This window comes from Streptomyces tamarix, from assembly GCF_032423885.1.
Taxonomy (GTDB): Bacteria; Actinomycetota; Actinomycetes; order Streptomycetales; family Streptomycetaceae; genus Streptomyces; species Streptomyces tamarix.
Window position 1 is genome coordinate 72,832 of record NZ_JAWCTQ010000012.1, and the last position, 20,728, is coordinate 93,559.

Genomic DNA, 20,728 nt, shown 5'->3' on the forward strand with positions numbered 1-20,728 from the left:
CGTGACGGCCGGGGCCGCCGCGGTGGGCGGGAGCGCGCTGCCCGGCTGGGAGGGCGTACGGGACGCCTTCGCGCAGGGGCAGGCGAACGATCCCGGCGCCGCCCAGCTGGCCGTCCACCACCACGGCCGGCTGGTCGTGGACCTGTGGTCCGCGGGCCCGGCGGCGACGGAGGGGCGGCCGTTCGGCCCCGACGCGGTCGGCGTGCTGATGTCCGCGTCGAAGGGGATGGCCGCCGTCTGCGCCCACCTGCTGAGCGAACGCGGCGCCCTGGACCTGGACGCGCCCGTCGCGCGGTACTGGCCGGAGTTCGCGGCGGCGGGCAAGGCGGGCACGACGGTGGCCGACCTGCTCGCCCACCGCGCGGGACTGCCCGCCTTCGCCGACGGGGCCGCGGGCGTGGGGGTGTCCGACCTCCTCGACTGGGACGCGCGCACCCGCGCCCTCGCGGCGATGCCGCCGCTGTGGGAGCCCGGGTCGGCGTACCTCTACCACGCCCTCACCTACGGCCACCTGGTCGGCGAGGTCGTCCGCCGGGTAACGGGGACGAGCATCGGCCGGTTCTTCTCCCGGGAGGTGGCCGGACGGCTGGGGCTGGACCTGTGGATGGGGCTGCCGCAGCGGGAGGAGCACCGCTTCGCGCCGCAGTTCGCCGTCCGGGAGCCGCCCACGGCCGAGCGGGTCGCGGCGGCGGTGGCCGGCCTCGGGCTCGCCGAGGACGACCGCCTGGCCATCGCGCTGCGGGCGTCGGCTGCCGAACTGGGCGCGGCGATCGAGGCGTTCGGCACGCGCCGGGGCAGGGCCGGCGAGTTCCCCGCGGCGGGCGGCATCGGCAACGCCCGCTCCCTCTCCCGGCTGTACGCGGCGCTCATCGGCCCGGTCGACGGCGTGCGGCTGCTGTCCGGTCCCACCATGGACCGGGCGCGCGCCCCGCACACCGACCACCTGCCGCAGCCCGCGCCGCTGGACCGGCTCGACGGTCCCGACCGCTCCCGCTTCGGTCTCGGCTTCGAACTGCCCCGCCCCGGCGAACCCCTGCTGGGGGAGGGCTCCTTCGGCCACGCCGGAGCGGGCGGGCGCCTCGGCATGGCCCACCCGGAGAGCGGACTCGCGGTCGGCTACGTCTGTACGGCGATGTCCTGGGAGCCCTCGTCGGGGCCCGATCCGCGCTGGGTGCGGTGGACGGCGGCCGTCAGGGAGGCGGCGGGCCTCCCCGCCCGGGGGTGACGCCGTCCGACGCGGGCAGGAGGGGCGGGGGCCGGTACCGGACCGGCTCCCGCCCCCCTCGCTTCCGCGGTCCGCCCTCCCCGCGCCCTCCGGGTCAGGTCTCCCGTTCCGGGTCGAGGAGCCGCATGATGTCGTCGATCGGCTGCTCCATGTCCGTCGACCGGTCGATGAGCCACTGCAACTGGATGCCGTCGGCCACGGCGAGCAGCAGGACCGCCAGGCGCTCGGGGGGAACGACGGTGCTCATCCGCCCCTCCTCCATCCGCTTCCTGGCGAACGCGGCGACCCGCTCCCGCAGCAGCGGATAGCGCTCGGCGAAGTGCTCGTGCGCCGGGTGGCCGGGGTCGCTGGCCGCCGCCGCCATGGAGACGAACAGCTCCACCAGGCCGGGGGTCTTCGCGCTCTCCCGGATGATCTCCCGGTAGCTCTCGGGGCTGGTGCGCTCGTCCTGCCGCATCCGCGCGGTCTCGTCGCGCATCCGCAGCACCTGCGTGAGCAGGTCCTCCTTGGAGTCGAAGTAGTGCATCAGGCCGGGCAGGCTGAGGTTGCACTTGGCGGCCACCTTGCGCAGCGAGGTGCCCCGGTACCCCTCGGCCGCGAACGTCTCCAGAGCCGCGTGCAGGATCTCGGTGCGCTTCGCCTCGCCCTTCTCGTACGGGCCCCGTTTCGCCATGTCCGCCAGCCTATCCCGCGGAGGGACCGCCGCCGGGCACGGCCGCCGCACCGCCGGGGATGCGTCCGGCGCGGGCCAGGGAACCCAGCCAGCGGGCCGACTCCTTGGGCGTGCGGGCGAAGGTGCGCGGGTCGACCGCGATGAGTCCGAAGGTCGGCCGGTAGGAGCCCCACTCGTAGTTGTCCAGGGCGCTCCAGTGCAGGTAACCACGCACGTCGACGCCGTCGCGCATGGCCGCGGCCAGGCTCGCCAGCGCGCCCTCGGTGTACGTGACGCGCAGGTCGTCGTCGTCGGTGGCGATGCCGTTCTCGGTGACCAGGACGGGGACGTGCGGGCCGACCACGCGGGCCGTGTACCGCACCGCCTCGCCCAGCGCCTCGGGGTAGACCTCCCAGCCGGTCAGCGTGGTGGCGGCGCCTTCCGGCACGGGGAGCGGGCCGTCCGGGCCGATCCGGTGGCGGGTGTACGCCTGGACGCCGATCCAGTCGTCCTCGCGGGCGGCCTCCAGGAACACGTCCTCACGGGTCCGGGCGTACGCGGCGGCGACCTCCTCCGCGCCCGGTTCGGCCTGGTAGACCTGGTTGGCGACGGTCCAGCCGATCCGCAGCGCGGGGTCGGCCTCCTTCAGGACCGCGAAGGCGGCCCGGTGGGCCCGGATCAGCGCCCGGGTCACCCCGGCGTCCGGTTCGAGCGAGCCGGGCTCGAAGGCCGCGGCGCCCGTGTGCTCCCCGCCCGCCGCGGCGGGGTCTCCCTCCTTCCGGACGGCGCGGCGCATCAGGGTGTGCATCAGCGCGACCATGTTCGGCTCGTTGATCGTGACCACGTGGCGGACCCCCGCCCCGAGGACGTCCGCGGCCACCTTCGCGTAGGCGGCGAAGAGGTCGGCCGACTCGGGCGACGACCAGCCGCCGAGCTCGCTGAACCACCGCGGGCAGGTGAAGTGGTGCAGCGTCACCACCGGGGTGAGCCCGCGCTCCAGGGCCCCGCGCACCATGGCGCGGTAGTGCTCGACGGCGGCACGCGACACCCGCCCGCGCTCGGGCTCGATGCGGGCCCACTCGATGCCGAACCGGTAGGCGTTGAAGCCCAGTTCGCTCAGCAGGTCCATGTCCTCCGGCCAGCGGTGGAAGCTGTCGACCGCGTCTCCGCTGGGCTCGGCGACGAAGCTGCCCGGCCGGTTCTCGATGGCCCACCAGTCGCTGGAGACGTTGTTCCCCTCGACTTGGTGGGGAGAGGTGGACGCTCCCATGAGGAAGCCGTCGGGCAGCGTGAGACCGGGCCCGGTCGAGGGCGTCATACGGGGGCTCCTTCCGCCTCGGAGCCGGTGCGGCGGACGGCCTGCCAGCGACTCCACAAAAAGCGTTCATTGATCGGTTTTCGTGTTAGCGTACAGGCGGATCCGGTCCGGCAGAAGAGGCGGCGGCGCGAGCGCCGCTCCGGACACGGCCCGCCGCCCCGGGGCCGGCGCCGACCTGACGAAGGCGCCGGGCCCTCGGGGCCGGTGCGCGCACGGGCCGGGATCCGGCCCCTCGTCAGCCCGGTGGAGGAGATCATGAACGCCGTCGTTCCCCGTCCCGCACGGCAGACAGCGGCAGCCGGCCGCGAAGGCCCGCACGTCGCCGGAGACTGGCGGATCCGCGCCGCCGACGACCGGCTCACCGCGGTCGCCGGCACGGTGCGCGCGCTGCTGGCACCCCACCTGGGGGGCCGCCTGCTGCCGGACACGGACGGCGGCGCCCCCGGCTGCGGCCCCGCCACCCTCGTGCTCGCGCTCGACGCGACACCGTCGGCGCCGCACCGCACCCCCGTGGGCGTCTCCCCGCGCGGCCTTTCGGAGCCGGCGGACGAGTCCTACCGCCTCACGGTCACCGAACACGCCGTCACCTGCCGGGCCGCCACCCCCGAGGGGGTGTTCCGCGCCGCCACCACGGCGGTCCAGCTCATCGCCGCGTCCGAGGGCCGGCTGCCCCGCCAGGAGCTGGCGGACGCGCCGCGCCACGCGTGGCGCGGCCTGATGCTCGACCCGGCGCGCGGTCACCTCACCCCCGACGAGCTGCGGCGCGTCATCGACCTCGCGGCGCTCTACAAGCTGAACGTGCTCCACCTGCACCTGACGGACAACGAGGGCTGGCGCCTGCAGACCCCGGCCGTCCCCGCGCTGACCGCGGCCGGGGCGGACGGCACGCCGCGGGCGTTCTACACCGTCGAGGAGTACCGCGCCCTTCAGGAGTACGCGGCCGAGCGCTTCGTGACCGTCGTCCCCGAGATCGACCTGCCGGGCCACTGCGCCGCCCTGCGCGAGGCCCTGCCGGGGCTGCCGGACGCACCCGCGCCGGAGGGCCTGGCGGGCCGGTTCCCCTTCGTCCCCCCGCTGGACCTCGCCGACCCGACCACACGGGACGCCGTCGCCTCGATCCTCGCCGACGTGTGCCGGACGACCGTCGGCCCGTTCGTGCACATCGGCGGGGACGAGGCCGTCGGGGCGACCCCGGAGAGCTTCGCCCTCGCGGTGCGCGAACTGCGCGCCCTGGTGCGGGCGGCGGGCAAACGGCCGCTGGCCTGGCAGGAGTCCTCGCGCGCCGGGATCACCCCGGACGACATCGCCCAGTTCTGGGTGGACGTGCCGATGATGGACCTGCCCGACACGGAGGAGGAGCTCGCCCGCCGGCCCGAACTGCTCGCGGCCGGCCACACCGTCGAGCTCGTCAGGGCCCTCAAGACGTTCTTCGCCCCGGCCGACCACGACGTCGCCCGCGTCGTCGAGGGGGGCGGACGCGTCCTTCTGTCCCCGCAGTCCCACCTCTACCTGGACCGCCCCTACGCCCCGGACGTGGCACCGCCCGACCAGGCCGAAAGCGCCGCCCGCCTCGGGTTCCCCCTCTACCGGCCGCGCGGCGTCCGGCACGCCGCCGCGTGGGACCCGGCCTCCCACGGGATTCCCGACGCGCGGATCGCGGGGATCGAGATGACGCTCTTCGGTGAGTCGATCACGGGGTTGGACGACCTGACCACCCTGCTGCTGCCGCGCCTCGCGTCCCTCGCGGAGACCGCGTGGACCGGCCGGGCGCCCGAGTGGGAGGACCACCGGGTCCGCCTCGCCCGCCACGGGCGGCTCTGGCGGGAGCGGGGGCTCGCCTACCTGGCCTCCACGGAGATCCCCTGGCCGTGACCGGGGCGCCCCCCGGCCGTCCCGGGTCCGCGCACCCGCCGCGCGCGTCGCACCCTCGGCCCCGCACCCGCCCAAACGTCCAGCCGCCCCGGACAGGGTCTCGGGGCGGCTGGGCGTGGTGAACTGCTCGGTACCACCTCAAGGGGCGAGGCGGGCGAGCCGCGCGATCAGCGGAGGCGCTTGAGGAGCAGCGAGGTGGCGTGGGCGTTCTCCTCGTCGACGATGTGCACCGACTTGCTCTCCTTGTCCGAGATGTAGTCGGAGCAGTCGACGGTGTTGTTGGCGGCCGAGGCGATCGGGATGTCGATGACCTCGATGGTGTCGCAGCTCACGATCTGCATGCTGTTGTCGATCTTCGACGTGTCGTCCTCGGCCGCCTGCGCGGTTCCGGCGGCACCACCGGCGACAGCCATAGCAGCGAACGTGCAGGCGAGGGCACTCTTGAGCTTCATCCTTCTCTTTTCCTTCTGATGTGAGAGGTTTTTCATTTTGCTTCGCCGGTGGAGTAGGAGAACCTGCACGACTGAGCATTCAGCCGAGTCCGCCCACAATGCCGCACCGTGGTCATGCCTGCCGTCACAGCACTGATCCGGCAGAGCATTATTGCCACATTCCGGCATCACCGATCAATAAACGAAGCCCGACCTTCGGGAGTATTGCTCCAACCGAGTGGTGTCGGTTCCGGCCCGTTCGCTCGGTTTCGCTGTTCCACTCGGCACGGCAACACCGAACGGGCCGAGGAAATCGTTCGCCGCGGAGACACGTCCCATGTGCCAGGAGAGCCGCAGGGAGCCGGGGCGCCACATTTCCCTTCCGCGTACGGCGAGCGCCGGACCGAATCCCCGACGTGCTCGCGAACAGGCGGGAACCGAACGGCGGCAAACGAAGGGAATCGCGCCTTCGCAAGAGCGGCGTGTTCGCCGGCGCGCCGGGAGGAAAAGGCGGCGGCACGGACGAAGAAGCGGCGCCAGCCTGTCCGTGAGAAGGATCGGAAACAGCAGACTGGCACCGCGGCTCCAGAGGCTGGGAGTTTCCCTCTGAAATGCCGAACCAAGGCCCGGCCGTGCTCCCGGGCGGTCCCGCGCATCTTCTGCGCGATTCGGCACACCGTGTAACCCGCCGCACCGGGAAAAGGTTCTGGCACATCACCCCAATGCAGGGGCCGTATGACAAGCGGCACCCGGCGGCCCGGGGCCGGGCGGGCCCACCGGGCGGCCGGGGCCCGGTCGGGCGCGGCCTCCCCTTCCGCGGTCCGCGCGGTCAGCCGGCGGTGTTCCCGGCCCCCGGCCGCCCGTACCAGTCGAGGCACACCACGAGGGCGTCGTCGTCCAGCGGCGGCTCGCCGCGGTGCTCCGAGAGGTCGCGCAGCACGGCGCCCGGGACCTGGGCCGGCGGCAGGAGGCGCGTGGCGGCGACGGCGCGCGGCAGGGCCCGGTCCCCGTACCGCTCCCCCGCGTCCGAGAGGGCGTCGTACACCCCGTCGCCGGCGAACAGCAGCCGGTCGCCGGGGAGGACGGTGAAGCGCTCCGGTGTGTACACCGTGTCCTCGAACATGCCGAGCGGCAGCTGCGCCTCGAAGGGGTGCGCCTCGACCGTGCCGCCGCGCAGGCGCCACAGCCGGGGCGAGCCCGCGTCCACCGCCTCCACCTCACCGGTGGCCAGGGCGAAACGCAGGAGCAGCACCGACACGTGCGCGCGGCCCCGGTACTGGGCGTAGACCGCCTGGTCGGCCAGGACCGCCTGCCCGACGAGGTCGAGTCCGGCGCGCCGGGCGTTGCGCAGCGCGTTCACGGCGAGGTTGGTCAGCAGGGCGGCGTCGGTCCCCTCCCCCATGCCGTTGGTGACCGTCAGGGTCAGGTGCTCGGCGGAGACGGACCAGTCGTAGTTGTCCCCGAAGACGGCGTACGCGGGCTCCAGTTGCGCGCCGAGCGAGAACTCGGGGCGGGCGCACGAACGACCCGGCAGGAGCTGCCACTGCATCTCCGCGGCGAGGGTGAGCCGGGTGGCCCGCCGTGCCAGGACGTACAGGTCGGTGTCGCGTTCGGCGACGAGGATCTCGTGGCCCAGGGCGTCGCAGACCCGCTGCAACTCCGGCAGGACGGCGCGCACGTCACCGCGCCCGGGGAGCTCCAGGGACAGGACGCCCAGGCGGTCGCCGCGGATCGTGACGGGCAGGTGGACCTCCACGGGCCCCGCCGCCCCGCCGCCCACGACGTGCGGTTCCTGCGCGCCGAACGCCCGGCCCTGGGGACTGCCGTGGACGGGCACCGGCTCCGTCGTCCACGGAGGGCTCCCGACGGCCTGCAGCGACCGCATGCCGTAGTCCACCAGCCACAGGTTCACGTCCCGGGCCCCGTACTGCTCCGCGAGGGCGGCCCTCACGACCTCGAGCAGGGTGTGCGGCGCGGCGCGGCGCAGGTCCCGCTCCAGGGCAGCGATCTTTTCCACGTCGTCCGTCTTCTCGTGCGTTCCCGAACGGAAAGGCCGTTCCGCCGTCGGCAGGGGGCCGGGCACCGGCACACGACGGCGTCACCGGTGCCGCGGGGAAGGCCGTGCGGCACCGGGCCCGCCCAGAGTTTAGCCAGGCGGAAACAGTTGCCGAGCGGCAATCGTCGTGGCCGGTCCTGTGCCCACCGGCTCGTCCCCCTGTCTCCCGCCCGGCGTTCCGAGTGGGACGGGGACCGCGGACGGGCCCGGCGCCGTCCGCCGGGCCCCGCGGACCGGCCGGGGCGCTCCGGGCCCCGGCCCGCTCGGAACACCGGTCCCCCGGCCCGCCGCGCGACCGGCTCTCCCTCACTCGATGTGGATGCCGATCAGACACGTGTCGTCGTCCGTGTCGGAGCGGCTGTGCGTCAGCAGCCGGTCCAGACGGTGCCCCAGCGACGGCGCCGAGCCCCTCGCCGTGGTCAGCAGCTGGGTGAGCGAGTCCTGCACGGCGGTGTCGCGCCTCTCGACGAGGCCGTCGGTGTACATGAGCAGGGAGTCGCCCGGTTCGAGGGTGACCTCGCACTCCTCGTACTCGGCTTCCGAGAGCGCCCCCAGGAGCAGGCCCTGGGGCATCGGCAACGGCTCGGCCGCCTCCGCGCGCACCAGGACGGGCGGGAGGTGCCCGGCCCGCGCCCAGCGCAGCACCCGCGTCGCCGGGTCGTACACGCCGCACACCGCGGTGGCCGTGACCTGCTCCGTGAGGTGGTGGGCCACCATGTTGAGCCAGGACAGCAGCTGGGCGGGACCGGCCCCGGTGACCGCGAGCCCGCGCAGCGCGTTGCGCAGCACCACCATGCCCGTGGCCGCCTCGATGCCGTGGCCCGCGACGTCGCCGACGCAGAGCAGGATGTGCTTCGACGGCAGGACGACCGTGTCGTACCAGTCGCCGCCGACCAGCGACTCCGATTCGGCGGGCCGGTACCGCACGGCGACGTCGAGGCCCGGCACGTCGAGCGGGGAGCGGGTGGGGGGCATGATGGCGTGCTGGAGCTGCAGCGCCAGCCGGTTGCGCTCGGCCGCCTCCTGCTCGGTCTGGGCGAGCTGGTCGCGCGTCGCGGCGAGCGCCACCTCGGTCCAGTGCTGCGACGAGATGTCCTGGTACGCGCCGCGGACCGCGATCAGGCGGTCGTCGGTGTCGAGGACGGGCTCGGCGATGACCCGGATGTGCCGGGTGACGCCGTCGGGGCGCCGCAGCCGGAACGCCACGGTGTCGGGCCGGCCGTTGTGCAGGACCGCCCGCAGGAACCGGCCGATCGCCACCCCGTCGTCCGGGTGCGCGTAGGAGGCCAGCTCCTGGAGCGACACGGGCCCCTCGGCCTGCGGCCGGCCGTACAGCGAGAACAGCTGGCCGTTCCAGGTGATCTCACCGGTCGTCAGGTCCTCCTCGAACCCGCCGACGCGGCCCAGGCGCTGGGCGTGCTGCAGCAGGCGGGCGAGGCGCGCGGTCTCGTCCTCGATGCGCCAGATGAGGAGGATCCCGCCACCGTGCCGGCTGACGCTGATGTCCGCGAACACCGCGAGGGGGACCTGGTCGACGAGCGCGGTCAGCGTCGTCCGCCGCGCCCGGAACGGCTCACCGGTGGCGTAGACGCGCTCCACCTTGCCGAACAGGTCGCTCTCCCCGGCGGCCATGGGGTAGGCCTCCAGCAGCAGCGCGCCGGTCACCGCGCTGCGCGGGCGGCCGGCCGGGTCCTGGAAGTGGTGGTTGATGTGGCGGATGCGGAAGTCGACGAGCCGCCCCTCCGCGTCCAGGTGCGGGGTGAGGACCAGCGCCGGGTCGTACAGCCCGTCGGACAGGTCCACCAGCTCCGACACGTCGGCGAGCTCCCGCGAGACCGCGGAGGGGTACGCCGACGAGGCCGGGAGGGTCTCCAGCGTGTGCGCGCACAGCTCGGCGAGCGCCTCCAACTGCCGTACGACGGGCTGCGGCTGCGGTCCGAGCGGGGCGGGCCAGCAGATCTCCAGTACGCCGTGGATCCGGCCGCCCGTACCGGCGGGCATGGCCACGCGACCGCCCTGCGGGTACTCGGCACGGCCGATGGAGGGGACGCCCGAGTCGGCCAGGGAGGTGATCCACACCGTCTCCCGGCCGTCGAGCGCCTGCCGGGCCACGGTCGCCACGCCCGGGGGCACGTACCACCAGCGACCCGCCTCCTCCAGGCTGAACCCGGCGTGGCCGGAGAGGGTGAGGGAGCCGTCCGGGCCGGCCGTCCAGACGGCGGCGCCCGTCGCGCCGAGCGGCACCAGCGCGTGCTCCAGCAGGGACTCGACCATCCGTTGCGTGTCCCCGGCGGCCAGCGCGGCGCTCTCCGCCGTGCGCAACCGCACGGCGACGGACACGTCGGCGTCGTCCTGCGGGACCGCCTCGCCGCCGGTGCGCCGGACGAAGGCGTCGACGACCTCGGCCACGTGGTCCCGGGCGGCCTGGTTGACGATGTCGGCCGCCAGTTCCAGCGGCGCCACGCCGGCCTGTTCGGCGAGCTCGGAGAGCTGCCGGGCCGCCTGCGCCGGCCCGCACCGCAGCCGCTCGATCAGCACGCCCTTCGCGAGCTCGATCAGCGCCCGGCCGTCGGCGGCCGCCTGGGCGGCGCGCACCTCCTCCCGCAGGCGCTCCACGGTCGCGGCCAGCCGGCCCACCGTGGTGTCCTGTTCCGTGCGGCTCTCCGGGGACAGGGTCCTGGCGGACGGCACCAGGTGCTTCGCGGCCCCGCTCCCGGCGCGGTTCGCCACCGCGCCGGAGGGGTCCGCCGCGTCCGGCGCGCCGGCGCCGCTCCTCGTGTCGGAGGTGGTCATCGCACCGACTCCGCCCCGCCGGTCCGGGCGTGCATCCAGTGGCGCACGCGGGCGATGAGGTCGTGGGCGTCGACCGGCTTGGTGACGTAGTCGCTGGCGCCCGCCATGATGCTCTTCTCCCGGTCCCCCGGCATCGCCTTCGCGGTGACCGCGATGACGGGCAGGTCCACGTACTCCGGCATGCGGCGGATCTCGGCGGTCGCCGCGTACCCGTCCATCTCCGGCATCATCACGTCCATCAGGACGAGGTCGATCTCGGGGTGCTCGCGCAGCGTCTCGATGCTCTTGCGGCCGTTCTCCGCGTGCAGCACCCGCAGGCCGTGGAGTTCGAGGATGCCGCTCAACGCGTAGAGGTTGCGGGCGTCGTCGTCCACGACGAGGACCGTGCGGCCCCCCAGCGCGCCGTCGACCTCCTGGAGGGGTGCCTGGTGGGCCGGCTCCTCCGTCCGGACCAGGGGCACCACCACGTCGCCCGGCTGCTCCGCGGACAGGTGCAGGGCGATGCGCTCGCGGAGTTCGTCGAGGCTGGACAGGAGCTCCAGCGGGCGGCTGCCCGCCCGCCGCCGCAGGGTCAGCTCCTGGGCGCTGTCGTGGCGGCGGTTGGTGTGGGCGAGGACCGGCACGGTGCGCAGCGCCGCGTCGCCGTCCATGGCGTCCAGGAACCGCAGGGCCTCGCCGTCGGCCATGTCCAGCTCCAGCACGACGCAGTGGAACGGCTCGGCGGCGAGGGCCGTGGCGGCCTCCTGGGCGCCGACGGCGGCCATGACCTCGATGTCCACGCCGTCACCGGGTCGTGCGTTCCCGCCGCTGACCTCGGCGACGGCGCTCTCGGCGACGAGGGACAGCAGGCCGTGCGGCCGCTCCTCGATCACCAGCAGCCGGCGCGTCGGGCGCGGCGGCGGGGAGGCGAGGACGCGCCGGGCCCCGCCCGGCGGCTGCTCGGACCGCTCGGCCTCCTCCAGTTCGGCGCGGCGGGGAGCTGCGTCGGGGTCGGTGGGGAAGTCCGTACGCGCCACCGGCAGGTACAGGGTGAAGGTGCTGCCCTGGCCCGGCACGCTCTCCGCGGTGACGGCACCGCCGAGGAGGTGCGCGATCTCCCGGCTGATGGACAGGCCGAGGCCGGTTCCGCCGTACTTGCGGCTGGTGGTGCCGTCGGCCTGCTGGAAGGCGCCGAAGATGCTCTCCAGCTGCTCCTCCGGGATGCCGATGCCGGTGTCCTTGACCCGGAAGGCGGCCACGGGGCCGTGTCCCCGGGAGACGGAGACGGGGACCTCGCCGTCGGAGGCCGGCTCGATGAGCAGTTCGACGCTGCCGTGCTCGGTGAACTTCACCGCGTTGGACAGCAGGTTGCGCAGGATCTGGCGCAGCCGCGAGTCGTCGGTCAGCAGGTCGGTGGGGACCCCGGGCGCGGTGGTGATGGCGAAGTCGAGGCCCTTCTGCGTGGTCATGGGCCGGAACGTCGCCTCGACGTAGTCGAGGAGCCGGCGCAGCGGGACCCGTTCGGGGTTGATGTCCATCTTCCCCGCCTCGACCTTGGACAGGTCCAGGATGTCGTTGATCAACTGGAGCAGGTCGGAGCCGGCCGAGTGGATGATGCCCGCGTACTCGACCTGCTTCGGCGTCAGGTTGCGCGTGGGGTTCTGGGCGAGGAGCTGGGCGAGGATGAGGAGGCTGTTGAGCGGGGTGCGCAGTTCGTGGCTCATGTTGGCCAGGAACTCGGACTTGTACTTCGACGCGAGGGACAGCTGCTGGGCCCGCGCCTCCAGTTCCTGACGGGCCTGCTCGATCTCCAGGTTCTTGCGTTCGATGTCGCGGTTGCGGTCGGCGAGGAGCGCCGCCTTCTCCTCCAGCTCCGCGTTGGAGCGCTGCAGCTCCTCCTGCTGGACCTGGAGCTCCTCGGAGCGCGCCTGGAGCTCCGACGCCAGCCGCTGGGACTCCTCCAGGAGCTCGTCGGTGCGCGCGTTGGCGACGATCGTGTTGACGTTGACGCCGAGCATCTCCATCAACTGCTCGAGGAAGTCGCGGTGGACCGCGGTGAAGGGGGTGAACGACGCCATCTCGATGACGCCGAGGACCTGGTCCTCCACCATGATCGGCAGGACGATCACGCTGCCCGGCGCCATCTCCCCCAGGCCGCAGGTGATGCTGATGTACTGGCCGGGGACGCCCTCGGCGACGATGGTGCGCCGGCTCCGGGCGGCCTGGCCCACCAGGGCCTCGCCCAGGCGGAAGCGGTCGGGGAGCTTCTCGCCCACCGGACGGCCGTACGAGCCGACGAGCCGCAGCTCCGTGCCCTCGGCCGTGTCGTCCGCCAGGTAGAAGGCGCCGTACTGGGCCGACACGAGCGGTGTCAGCTCCTCCATGACCAGCCCGGCCACGGTGGCGAGGTCGCGGTGCCCCTGCATCAGGCCCGAGATGTGGGCGAGGCTCGTCTTGAGCCAGTCCTGTTCCTGGTTGGTGCGCGTCGTCTCGCGCAGGGACTCCACCATCGCGTTGATGTTGTCCTTGAGCTGGGCCACCTCGCCGGACGCCTCGACGGTGATGGAGCGCGTCAGATCGCCCTCGGCGACGGCGCTGGCGACCTCGGCGATGGCGCGGACCTGCCGGGTGAGGTTGCCCGCCAGCTCGTTGACGTTCTCCGTCAGGCGCTTCCAGGTGCCGGAGACGCCCTCCACCTCGGCCTGGCCGCCGAGCCGGCCCTCGCTGCCGACCTCCCGGGCGACGCGGGTCACCTCGGCGGCGAAGGAGGAGAGCTGGTCGACCATCGTGTTGATGGTCGTCTTGAGTTCGAGGATCTCGCCCCGCGCGTCGACGTCGATCTTCTTCGACAGGTCGCCGTTGGCGACGGCGGTCGTGACGAGGGCGATGTTGCGGACCTGGCCGGTCAGGTTGTTCGCCATCGAGTTGACGTTGTCGGTGAGGTCCTTCCAGGTGCCGGCGACGTGCGGCACCCGCGCCTGGCCGCCGAGCATGCCCTCGGTGCCGACCTCGCGGGCGACGCGCGTCACCTCGTCCGCGAACGCGGAGAGGGTGTCGACCATCGTGTTGATGACCCCCGCCAGCGCGGCGACCTCGCCCTTGGCCTCGACCGTGATCTTCTGCGACAGGTCGCCCTTGGCCACCGCCGTCGCCACCTGGGCGATCGACCGCACCTGCCCCGTGAGGTTGGACGCCATCACGTTGACGTTGTCGGTGAGGTCCTTCCAGGTGCCCGACACGCCCCGGACGGTCGCCTGGCCGCCGAGGTTGCCCTCGGTGCCGACCTCGCGGGCGACGCGCGTCACCTCGTCCGCGAACGCGGAGAGCTGGTCGACCATCGTGTTGATGGTCTCCTTCAGGGCGAGGATCTCGCCGCGCGCGTCCACCCGGATCTTCTGCGACAGGTCGCCCCGCGCCACGGCGGTGGTGACCTCGGCGATGGACCGGACCTGGGCGGTGAGGTTGTCCGCCATGACGTTGACGGACTCGGTGAGGTCCTTCCAGGTGCCGGAGACGCCCTTGACGTCGGCCTGTCCGCCCAGCCGGCCCTCGGTGCCCACCTCGCGGGCGACGCGCGTCACCTCGTCCGCGAACGCGGAGAGCTGGTCGACCATCGTGTTGATGGTGTTCTTCAGGGCGAGGATCTCGCCCCGGGCGTCGACGTCGATCTTCTGCGACAGGTCGCCCTTGGCCACCGCCGTCGCCACCTGCGCGATCGACCGGACCTGGGCGGTGAGGTTGCCCGCCATGAAGTTCACCGAGTCGGTCAGGTCGCGCCAGGTGCCGGAGACGCCCTTGACGTCGGCCTGCCCGCCCAGCCGGCCCTCGGTGCCCACCTCGCGGGCGACGCGGGTCACCTCGGCGGCGAAGGAGGAGAGCTGGTCGACCATCGTGTTGATGGTCGTCTTGAGTTCGAGGATCTCGCCCCGCGCGTCGACGTCGATCTTCTTCGACAGGTCGCCCTTGGCCACCGCCGTCGCCACCTGCGCGATGTCCCGCACCTGGGTCGTGAGGTTGCCCGCCATGGCGTTGACGGAGTCGGTCAGGTCCGCCCAGGTGCCGGACACCCCCGGCACCACCGCCTGGCCGCCCAGCGTCCCCTCCGTGCCCACCTCGCGGGCGACGCGGGTCACCTCGGAGGTGAACAGCGCGAGCTGGTCGACCATGCCGTTGAAGACGGTGGCGATCTCACCGAGGAGGCCGTCCGCGCCCTCCGGCAGGCGCGTTCCGAAGTCGCCGTCCCGTACCGCCGTCAGACCGGCCAGCAATCTCCGCAGCTCCGGTTCGCCGACCGCGCCGGCCTGACGCGTACGCGACCGCGGCACAGGGCGGGGGTTCTCGACCGTCTCAGCCATGACCATCCTCGTTAGCGCTCGCCTCGGCCCGACAGGATGCCCCCGCGAACCTTTGTCATACGGCAAATGTCGCCAGCCTATCGTGCCCAACGCCCGCTCCGGGAACCGGACGGTCCGCCCGGCGGGCGCCCGGGGAACCCGACCGCGTTCCCGCGTCCCGGGCGCGCGCGGGGACCACCCGACGGGGCGGGAGACGCGGGCGCGGAGCGCGGTGCCGGGGACGGGGCGGGAGATGCGGGCGCGGCGCCGCGCCGGGGCGGAGGGCCGCGTCCTTGGGAGGTCAAATGCCGGAAAGATATGGTGGCACCGCGGGCAAGCGCCCCGTGGTCGATGGTGCGCCGCGCGCAGTGCGTTCCCCTCCTGAGCATTGCGGTGCGGGGCCGGCGCCTTGAGCCGACTACGTGTGATCGGGAGTGCACTGATGAACGCGAATCCCCCATCATCCGCGCACGGTTCCAGCAGTGCCGCCGCCCGGGCGGCGGGCGAGGTCATCGAACTGCTGGAGATCCTCTGGGAGCACGGCCGCGAGATGGTCTCCCCCGCCCCCGTCTCGGCGACCCAGCTGAGGGTGCTGTACGCGCTGGAGCGGGAGGACGGGATCAACCTCCGCACGCTCAGCGAGCTGCTCGGCTCGGCCCCCTCGTCGGTGAGCCGCCTGTGCGACCGGCTCGAGGCCCTGGGCTTCGTCGAGCGGTTCCCGAGCTCGGTCAGCCGCCGGGAGCTGGAGCTGCGTCTGACGAAGCCGGCGAGGGCCTACCTCGACGGTCTGCGGACCCGCCGCGAGGAGGTGCTCACCGCGGCCGTCGCCGCCATGCAGCCGTCGGCCCGCGCGTCGCTGCTGGAGGGCCTCCACGGTTTCCGCGCCTCGCTGGAGGGCGTCCGGCCCGTCGGGCTGCGGGAGCCCGCGCTGCGGGACGCGGAGTCCGCCTGAGCCGGGCCGGAGCGCTCCCCCGGACGGGGCGGCCCCGCCGCGTCCGGGCCACCGCGACCGGCCGGGGAGGCCGCCGGCGGGACCCCCGGCGGCTGCGGCGGGCTCGTCGACGACCCCGGCACCCGGACGCGGGGCGGACCGCCGGGCATCGGGACGCCGCGGGGCCGTGAGGGGGCCGGCGGGGCCCTCCGCGCCATGGCGGCGCGGTGCCGCCGGCCGGTACCGGCGGGCGGGGGCGGACAGGGGGCGCACGCCCGCGCACATGAGAGCGGGAGTGCGCCGAGCGAGCTCCGTCGTGTGCCTCCGTACATCCCTCAGCGATGTTCCCGCGCCTTTTGGCGGGGCAGTCGCGGGGATGGCATGCGCGTGCGCGGCACGCGAGCGGCCGGCGAGGGCCGGCGATCACCGGAGGGGATTTCACATGACCAGGGTCTTGATCCTGCACAGCGTCGGCCTGTTGCGCTCCGCGCTCATGGCCCTGCTCAAGGCGGAGGGGTCGTTCGACGTCTTCGCCGCGTGCTGGCGCACGGCATGGCGGCAGGAGGAGGGCTTACGCCCGGACGTCTGCGTGGTCGACCTCGACTGTCCGGGCGCCGCCTCCCTCCTGGAGGGCGGGTGGGAGGGCCCGGTGACGGGCACGGGCACGCGCCTCGTGGTGCTCGCCACCGCCGAGAGACCGGGGGCACTGCGCAAGGCCTTCGAGGCGCGGGCGCTGGGGTACGTCGACAAGGACGGCTCTCCATGCCGGCTCGTGCGGGCCATCCGCCAGGTGGCGAAAGGCGAGCGATTCGTCGACGAATCGCTCGCCTTCGGCTTTCTGGAGGCGTCCCGCGTACCGCTGACGGCTCGTGAGCTCAGCGTGCTGGCCCGGGCGGCCGAGGGCGAGTCGATCGCCGAGATCGCCCGGGGCCTGCACCTGTCGAACGGGACCGTGCGGAACTACATGGCGTCGGCCACCCGCAAGGTCGGCGCCCGCAACCGGATCGACGCGATACGGATATCGCAGCGCGCGGGGTGGGTGTAGGCGCGCCGCCCCGGCGGGCTCGGGGCGGCGGCGTCCCGGTCGGCGTCGAGGTCCTCGTGCGCGCGGCCCCGGCGGGCTCAGGGCGGGGAGACGCCCACGAGGTCGCGGTAGAGGGCCGACGCGCCCAGGAGCGCCTCGTGCGGGGCGCAGGCCGCGCGCGTGCCGTCCAGCACCAGGACGCGGTCCGCCCGCAGGGCCGACGACAGCCGGTGGGCGACGACGACGAGCGTGCCGGGGCGGGCCGCGAGCGCGCGCTCCGCGTGTTCCTCCGTCTCCGGGTCGAGGTGGCAGGTCGCCTCGTCGAGGAGGAGCAGCGGGGCGGGCGAGAGGTGGGCGCGGCCCAGCGCCAGGTGCTGCCGCTCCCCCTGGGAGAGGCCCCGGGGGTCCACCGGGGCGTCCGGGCCGCCGAGCCTCTGCACCAGTGGGCCCAGCCGCAGGGCCTCGACGACCTCCTCGACCTCGGCGTCCGTGGCGTCGGGCCGCAGGTAGCAGAGGTTCTCGCGGACCGTGCCGCTGAAGACGTGCGCCCGCTGGGGCAGCAGGGCGCGGCGCGGGTCCGGCCCCGGCGGTCCCGGAGGTCCGGCGGGGCGGGCGGGGGCTCCGGCCACCAGGGCGGTTCCGCCCGCCGGGACGAGCAGCCCGGCGAGGAGGGCGAGGAGGGTGGACTTCCCGATCCCGCTGGGCCCCACCACCGCGAGGTGCTCCCCCGGCTCGACCACGAGGTCCAGGCCGTCGACCACCGGCCGGGCCCGGGGCCCGTAGGCGAAGGTGACGCCCCGCAGTTCGACGGCGGCCGGCCGCGGGCGGGCGGCCCGCACCGGGACCGCCCCGGCGCCGGTCCCGCGGGACGCGGGCGGCGGCGCGGCCCCTGGGCCCTCGGGGGTGCGGTCCGGCACGGGGCCGTCACCCGGCAGCGGCGGCGTGGCGGTGCCGAACCGGTCCAGTACGACGAGCAGCCGCGTCCCCGCGGCGCCCAGCGCGCTCATCAGCGCGTGCAGGGCGGGCAGGAGCGACTGGACGAGGTAGGTGAGCGCGCCCAGCAGGGCCCCGGCGGTCACCCCCCGGTCCAGCAGCCACGGCGTCGCGGCCACCAGGGCGACGACCGGCAGCCGCCCCGCCGCGCCGAGGGCGAGGGTGCGGACGCCCGCCCAGCGGGCGAGCCGGCGCGCCAGGCGCTCCTCGGCGGTGACGAGCCGCCCCACGTCCTCGGCGACCCGGCGCACGCCGCCGCACGCCACCACGTCCCGGAACCCCGCACCGACCTCGCCCACCCGGCCCGACAGCGCCTCGTCCGTGTCCAGGAAGGCGCGTTGGACCGCGGCCATCGGGACGAGCGTGGCGAGGAACAGCACGAGCCCGAGGAGCAGCGGGGGGAGGACGACGAGCAGCAGCGCGGGGGCGAGCGTCGCCATGCCGAGGAGCGCGCCGAACGCGGTGAAGAGGAAGGAGCGGGTGGTGAGGACCAGCCCGGCGAAGCTGTCCCGGGCCATCTCCGTCTGGTGGACGAGGCGGGAGACCGCCGCGCTGTCGGCGGCGGCCGCGTCCGGCCGGGCCGGACTCGACACCGCCGAGGCCAGGGCCTGGGACACGGCCCGGCGGACCAGCCCGTCCCGCAGCGGCTCCACCAGACCGGCGAGCCCGCCGAACACGCCGCGCACGGCGACGCCGCCGAGCGGCGCCGCGAGCGCGGCGACGGCCAGCCACAGCAGGCCGGTGCCGGTGCGGCCGGCGAGGAAGCCGTCGTCCAGGGCGCGGGCCACGCCGTAGCCGGTGAGGAAGGTGTGCGCGGACTCCAGCAGGGACCAGCCCGCGAGGGCGAGGAGGGTCCGCTTCCTGGCGCGCAGGAAGCGCCGGGCCTGGGGCAGGACGCGGTGCGGTGTCCGGTGGCCGCTCACCGGGTGCCCCCGCCGTCCCGCGCGGTCCCGTCCGCCGCGGCGGCGAACACCGCGCGGTACGCCGGGTCCTCCCACAGCTCCGGGTGCGGGCCCACCGCCCGTACGCGGCCCCCGTCCAGCCACACGACCAGGTCGGCGCGGGACGCCGAGGAAAGCCGGTGCGCGACGACGAGCCGGGTGCCGGGCCGGACCTCCCGGGCCAGCGCCCGCTCGACCTCCCGTTCCGTGACGGTGTCCAGGCTCGACGTGGCGTCGTCCAGGATGAGCAGCCGCCCGGCGTGGGCGAACGCCCGGGCGAGACCGAGGCGTTGCAGTTCGCCCCCGGACAGCGGCGCCCGCGCGACCGGGGTGTCGTAGCCGCCGGGCAGCCGCCGGACGAAGCCGTCGGCGCCGGCCGCCCGCGCCGCCGCCCGCAGCGCCGGGCCGGGCGGCGCGTACGGGCCGAAGGCGAGGGCCTGCGCGACCGTCGCGCCGAACAGGGCGGGCCGGGCGAAGGCGTAGCCGACCTCCCCGCGCAGCGTCCGCTCGTCGACGGCGTCCAGGCGTACGCCGTCCAGCAGCACCTCGCCCTCGTCGGGGTCGGTGAGGCGCCCCGCGACGGCCGCGAACACCGACTTGCCCGCCCCCGAACGGCCCACCACTGCCACCCGGGCGCCGCCCGGGAGCACCACGTCGACGTCCCGCAGCACGGGCGTCCCGTCCCGCACGACGGTGACGCCGCGCAGTTCCAGCGTGCCGGGGCCGTCCGGGGGGAGGCCGCCGTTCCCGTGGGCCAGCGGCGGCAGGGTCAGCGGCTCCGCCGCGCGGCGCGCGGCGCCGCGGCCGCGGACCAGCGCCCCCAGCAGTCCCGCGACCGCGCCCACGCCCGCCGCGAGCGCCGCGTACCGGGACGCCGCCAGCAGGTCGCCGACGCCGATGGCCCCGGAGGCGAGGCGCAGGCCGCCGACCGCGAGCACGAGGCAGACCAGCGTCGGCAGCAGCACACCGCCGCGGGCGACGGCGGAGCCGTACACCCGCCACATCCGCCGCCCCTCCTCGGCGAGTTCGGGCAGTGGGGCGAGCACGCGGCGGCGCTCCCGGGCGGCGGTTCCGGCGGCGGCGACGGTTCCCGCCCCGGTGAGGGCCTCGACGAGGCGGTCGGCGATCCGGGCCTGCGCGGCCTGGTAGCGCGCGACGCTGTCGGAGGAGTGCGCGGCGAAGGCCCGCAGCAGCATCCACAGGAGCGGCACACCGGCGAGGAAGGCGGCGGCGGTCCGCCAGTCGATGAGGAACAGGGCGGCCAGCGCGCCCAGGGGCGGGAGGACCGACGCGGCGGTGGCCGCGGCGGTGGCGGGCACGGTGCCGGCCTCCGCGGCGTTGGCGGTGAGCCGGGTCGCCAGGTCGCCGGGGGCGAAGCGGGCGGCGTGGTGCGGCGCCGCGCGCAGCAGTTGGTCCAGGGCGCGGGTACGGAGCCAGGCGGTCGTCCGGGCGTTGGTGACGCCGGTGAGTTGGGCGACGGCCGCGTCGAGGAGCAGGTCGGCCGTGATGAGCGCCGCGCAGAGGGCGGCCCAGCGCGGCGCGCGGGCGTCGCGGGCGAGCAGCAGGTCCAGGGTGTGGCCGAGGACGGCGGGCTCGGCGAGGGCGGCGGCGGCCGAGGCGAGGGAGCAGACCAGGATCGCGGCGGCGTGCCCCGCGCTGTGCCGGGTGGCCGCGAGGAGTGCCCGGTCGGCGTTGTGCGCCGGGTCGGAGGTCGCCGTGCGCGTGGCCGGCATGCTGGGCGGGTCCTTCCTACGCTGCTCCCGGGGGCGGACCCCGGGGGCCTTCCGCCGGTTCGGGTCCGCGTGGTGCGGCTGTCCGGGTCCCGACTGCGGGCGGCGTCGACGGGCCGGGCGGCTCGATCGGCGGGGACGGCGGCTGGACGGCGGCTGGACGGTACCGGCGGGCGGACGGCGTCGGCGGGTGGACGATACCGGCCGGCGGGCTCGGGAGGGCCGCGCCGGGAGGCCGCACAGGGAGGCCACGCCGGGAGGGAAGAGCGGGACGGGGTCCGGCCCCGGGCGGGAGAAACCGCCCGGGGCCGGAGCCACGTTACTTGCAGGTGGTGACGCTCAGGCTGCTGTCACCGCAGAGCAGCAGGCTGGCCTCGCTGCCGCCGGCGACGTCGCCCGCGGCCGCTTCCTTCGGGGTCTCCATCGACTGCAGGTCGAGAAGCGACATG

General features: G+C 74.9%; 13 protein-coding genes. 4 read left to right on the top strand and 9 right to left on the bottom strand.

Features of this window, described 5'->3' with window-relative positions; genetic code table 11:
• The first annotated feature begins 1 nt into the window (after position 1).
• A complete protein-coding gene (locus RND61_RS12315; RefSeq protein ID WP_315877929.1) occupies positions 2–1,225 on the top strand; it encodes a serine hydrolase domain-containing protein in 1,224 nt (407 codons plus the stop codon).
• Between the two features lie 94 nt (positions 1,226–1,319).
• Here the strand turns inward: RND61_RS12315 and RND61_RS12320 are convergent, their stop codons facing one another.
• Entirely contained in the window at positions 1,320–1,898 is a 579-nt protein-coding gene (locus tag RND61_RS12320; RefSeq protein WP_315877930.1) for a TetR/AcrR family transcriptional regulator, read from the bottom strand.
• 10 nt (positions 1,899–1,908) lie between these two features.
• Positions 1,909–3,195 (bottom strand): glycoside hydrolase family 1 protein, encoded by a 1,287-nt coding sequence (locus RND61_RS12325; RefSeq protein WP_315877931.1) that lies wholly within the window; start codon positions 3,193–3,195, stop codon positions 1,909–1,911.
• 255 nt (positions 3,196–3,450) lie between these two features.
• Between RND61_RS12325 and RND61_RS12330 the strand changes: the two genes are divergently transcribed.
• Entirely contained in the window at positions 3,451–5,067 is a 1,617-nt protein-coding gene (locus RND61_RS12330) for a family 20 glycosylhydrolase (RefSeq protein ID WP_315877932.1), read from the top strand.
• Between the two features lie 167 nt (positions 5,068–5,234).
• Here the strand turns inward: RND61_RS12330 and RND61_RS12335 are convergent, their stop codons facing one another.
• From RND61_RS12335 to RND61_RS12350, 4 genes are all read right to left on the bottom strand, one after another.
• Positions 5,235–5,519 carry a hypothetical protein gene (locus RND61_RS12335; RefSeq protein ID WP_315877933.1) on the bottom strand — a complete coding sequence of 95 codons (285 nt, stop codon included), beginning with the start codon at positions 5,517–5,519 and terminating at the stop codon, positions 5,235–5,237.
• An 808-nt stretch (positions 5,520–6,327) separates the two neighbouring features.
• Positions 6,328–7,515 carry a PP2C family protein-serine/threonine phosphatase gene (locus RND61_RS12340; RefSeq protein ID WP_315877934.1) on the bottom strand — a complete coding sequence of 396 codons (1,188 nt, stop codon included), beginning with the start codon at positions 7,513–7,515 and terminating at the stop codon, positions 6,328–6,330.
• A 345-nt stretch (positions 7,516–7,860) separates the two neighbouring features.
• Entirely contained in the window at positions 7,861–10,347 is a 2,487-nt protein-coding gene (locus RND61_RS12345; protein ID WP_315877935.1) for a SpoIIE family protein phosphatase, read from the bottom strand.
• Positions 10,344–14,681 carry a HAMP domain-containing protein gene (locus RND61_RS12350; RefSeq protein WP_315877936.1) on the bottom strand — a complete coding sequence of 1,446 codons (4,338 nt, stop codon included), beginning with the start codon at positions 14,679–14,681 and terminating at the stop codon, positions 10,344–10,346. The genes RND61_RS12345 and RND61_RS12350 overlap by 4 nt, the downstream gene beginning before the upstream one ends.
• Positions 14,682–15,102: 421 nt before the next feature.
• Between RND61_RS12350 and RND61_RS12355 the strand changes: the two genes are divergently transcribed.
• On the top strand, positions 15,103–15,612 hold the full coding sequence (locus RND61_RS12355; protein ID WP_315877937.1) for a MarR family winged helix-turn-helix transcriptional regulator: 510 nt from the start codon (positions 15,103–15,105) through the stop codon (positions 15,610–15,612).
• A 421-nt stretch (positions 15,613–16,033) separates the two neighbouring features.
• Positions 16,034–16,636, top strand: a complete 603-nt coding sequence (locus RND61_RS12360; protein ID WP_315877938.1) for a response regulator transcription factor — start codon at positions 16,034–16,036, stop codon at positions 16,634–16,636.
• 77 nt (positions 16,637–16,713) lie between these two features.
• Here RND61_RS12360 and RND61_RS12365 read toward each other — a convergent pair whose 3' ends face one another.
• The 3 genes from RND61_RS12365 to RND61_RS12375 all read right to left on the bottom strand — a co-directional run bounded on the left by RND61_RS12365 (position 16,714) and on the right by RND61_RS12375 (position 20,727).
• Positions 16,714–18,531 carry an ABC transporter ATP-binding protein gene (locus RND61_RS12365; protein WP_315877939.1) on the bottom strand — a complete coding sequence of 606 codons (1,818 nt, stop codon included), beginning with the start codon at positions 18,529–18,531 and terminating at the stop codon, positions 16,714–16,716.
• Positions 18,528–20,282, bottom strand: coding sequence for an ABC transporter ATP-binding protein (locus tag RND61_RS12370; RefSeq protein ID WP_315877940.1), 1,755 nt, complete (start codon positions 20,280–20,282; stop codon positions 18,528–18,530). The genes RND61_RS12365 and RND61_RS12370 overlap by 4 nt, the downstream gene beginning before the upstream one ends.
• 316 nt (positions 20,283–20,598) lie before the next feature.
• Positions 20,599–20,727 (bottom strand): SapB/AmfS family lanthipeptide, encoded by a 129-nt coding sequence (locus tag RND61_RS12375; protein WP_315877941.1) that lies wholly within the window; start codon positions 20,725–20,727, stop codon positions 20,599–20,601.
• Position 20,728 lies beyond the last annotated feature (1 nt).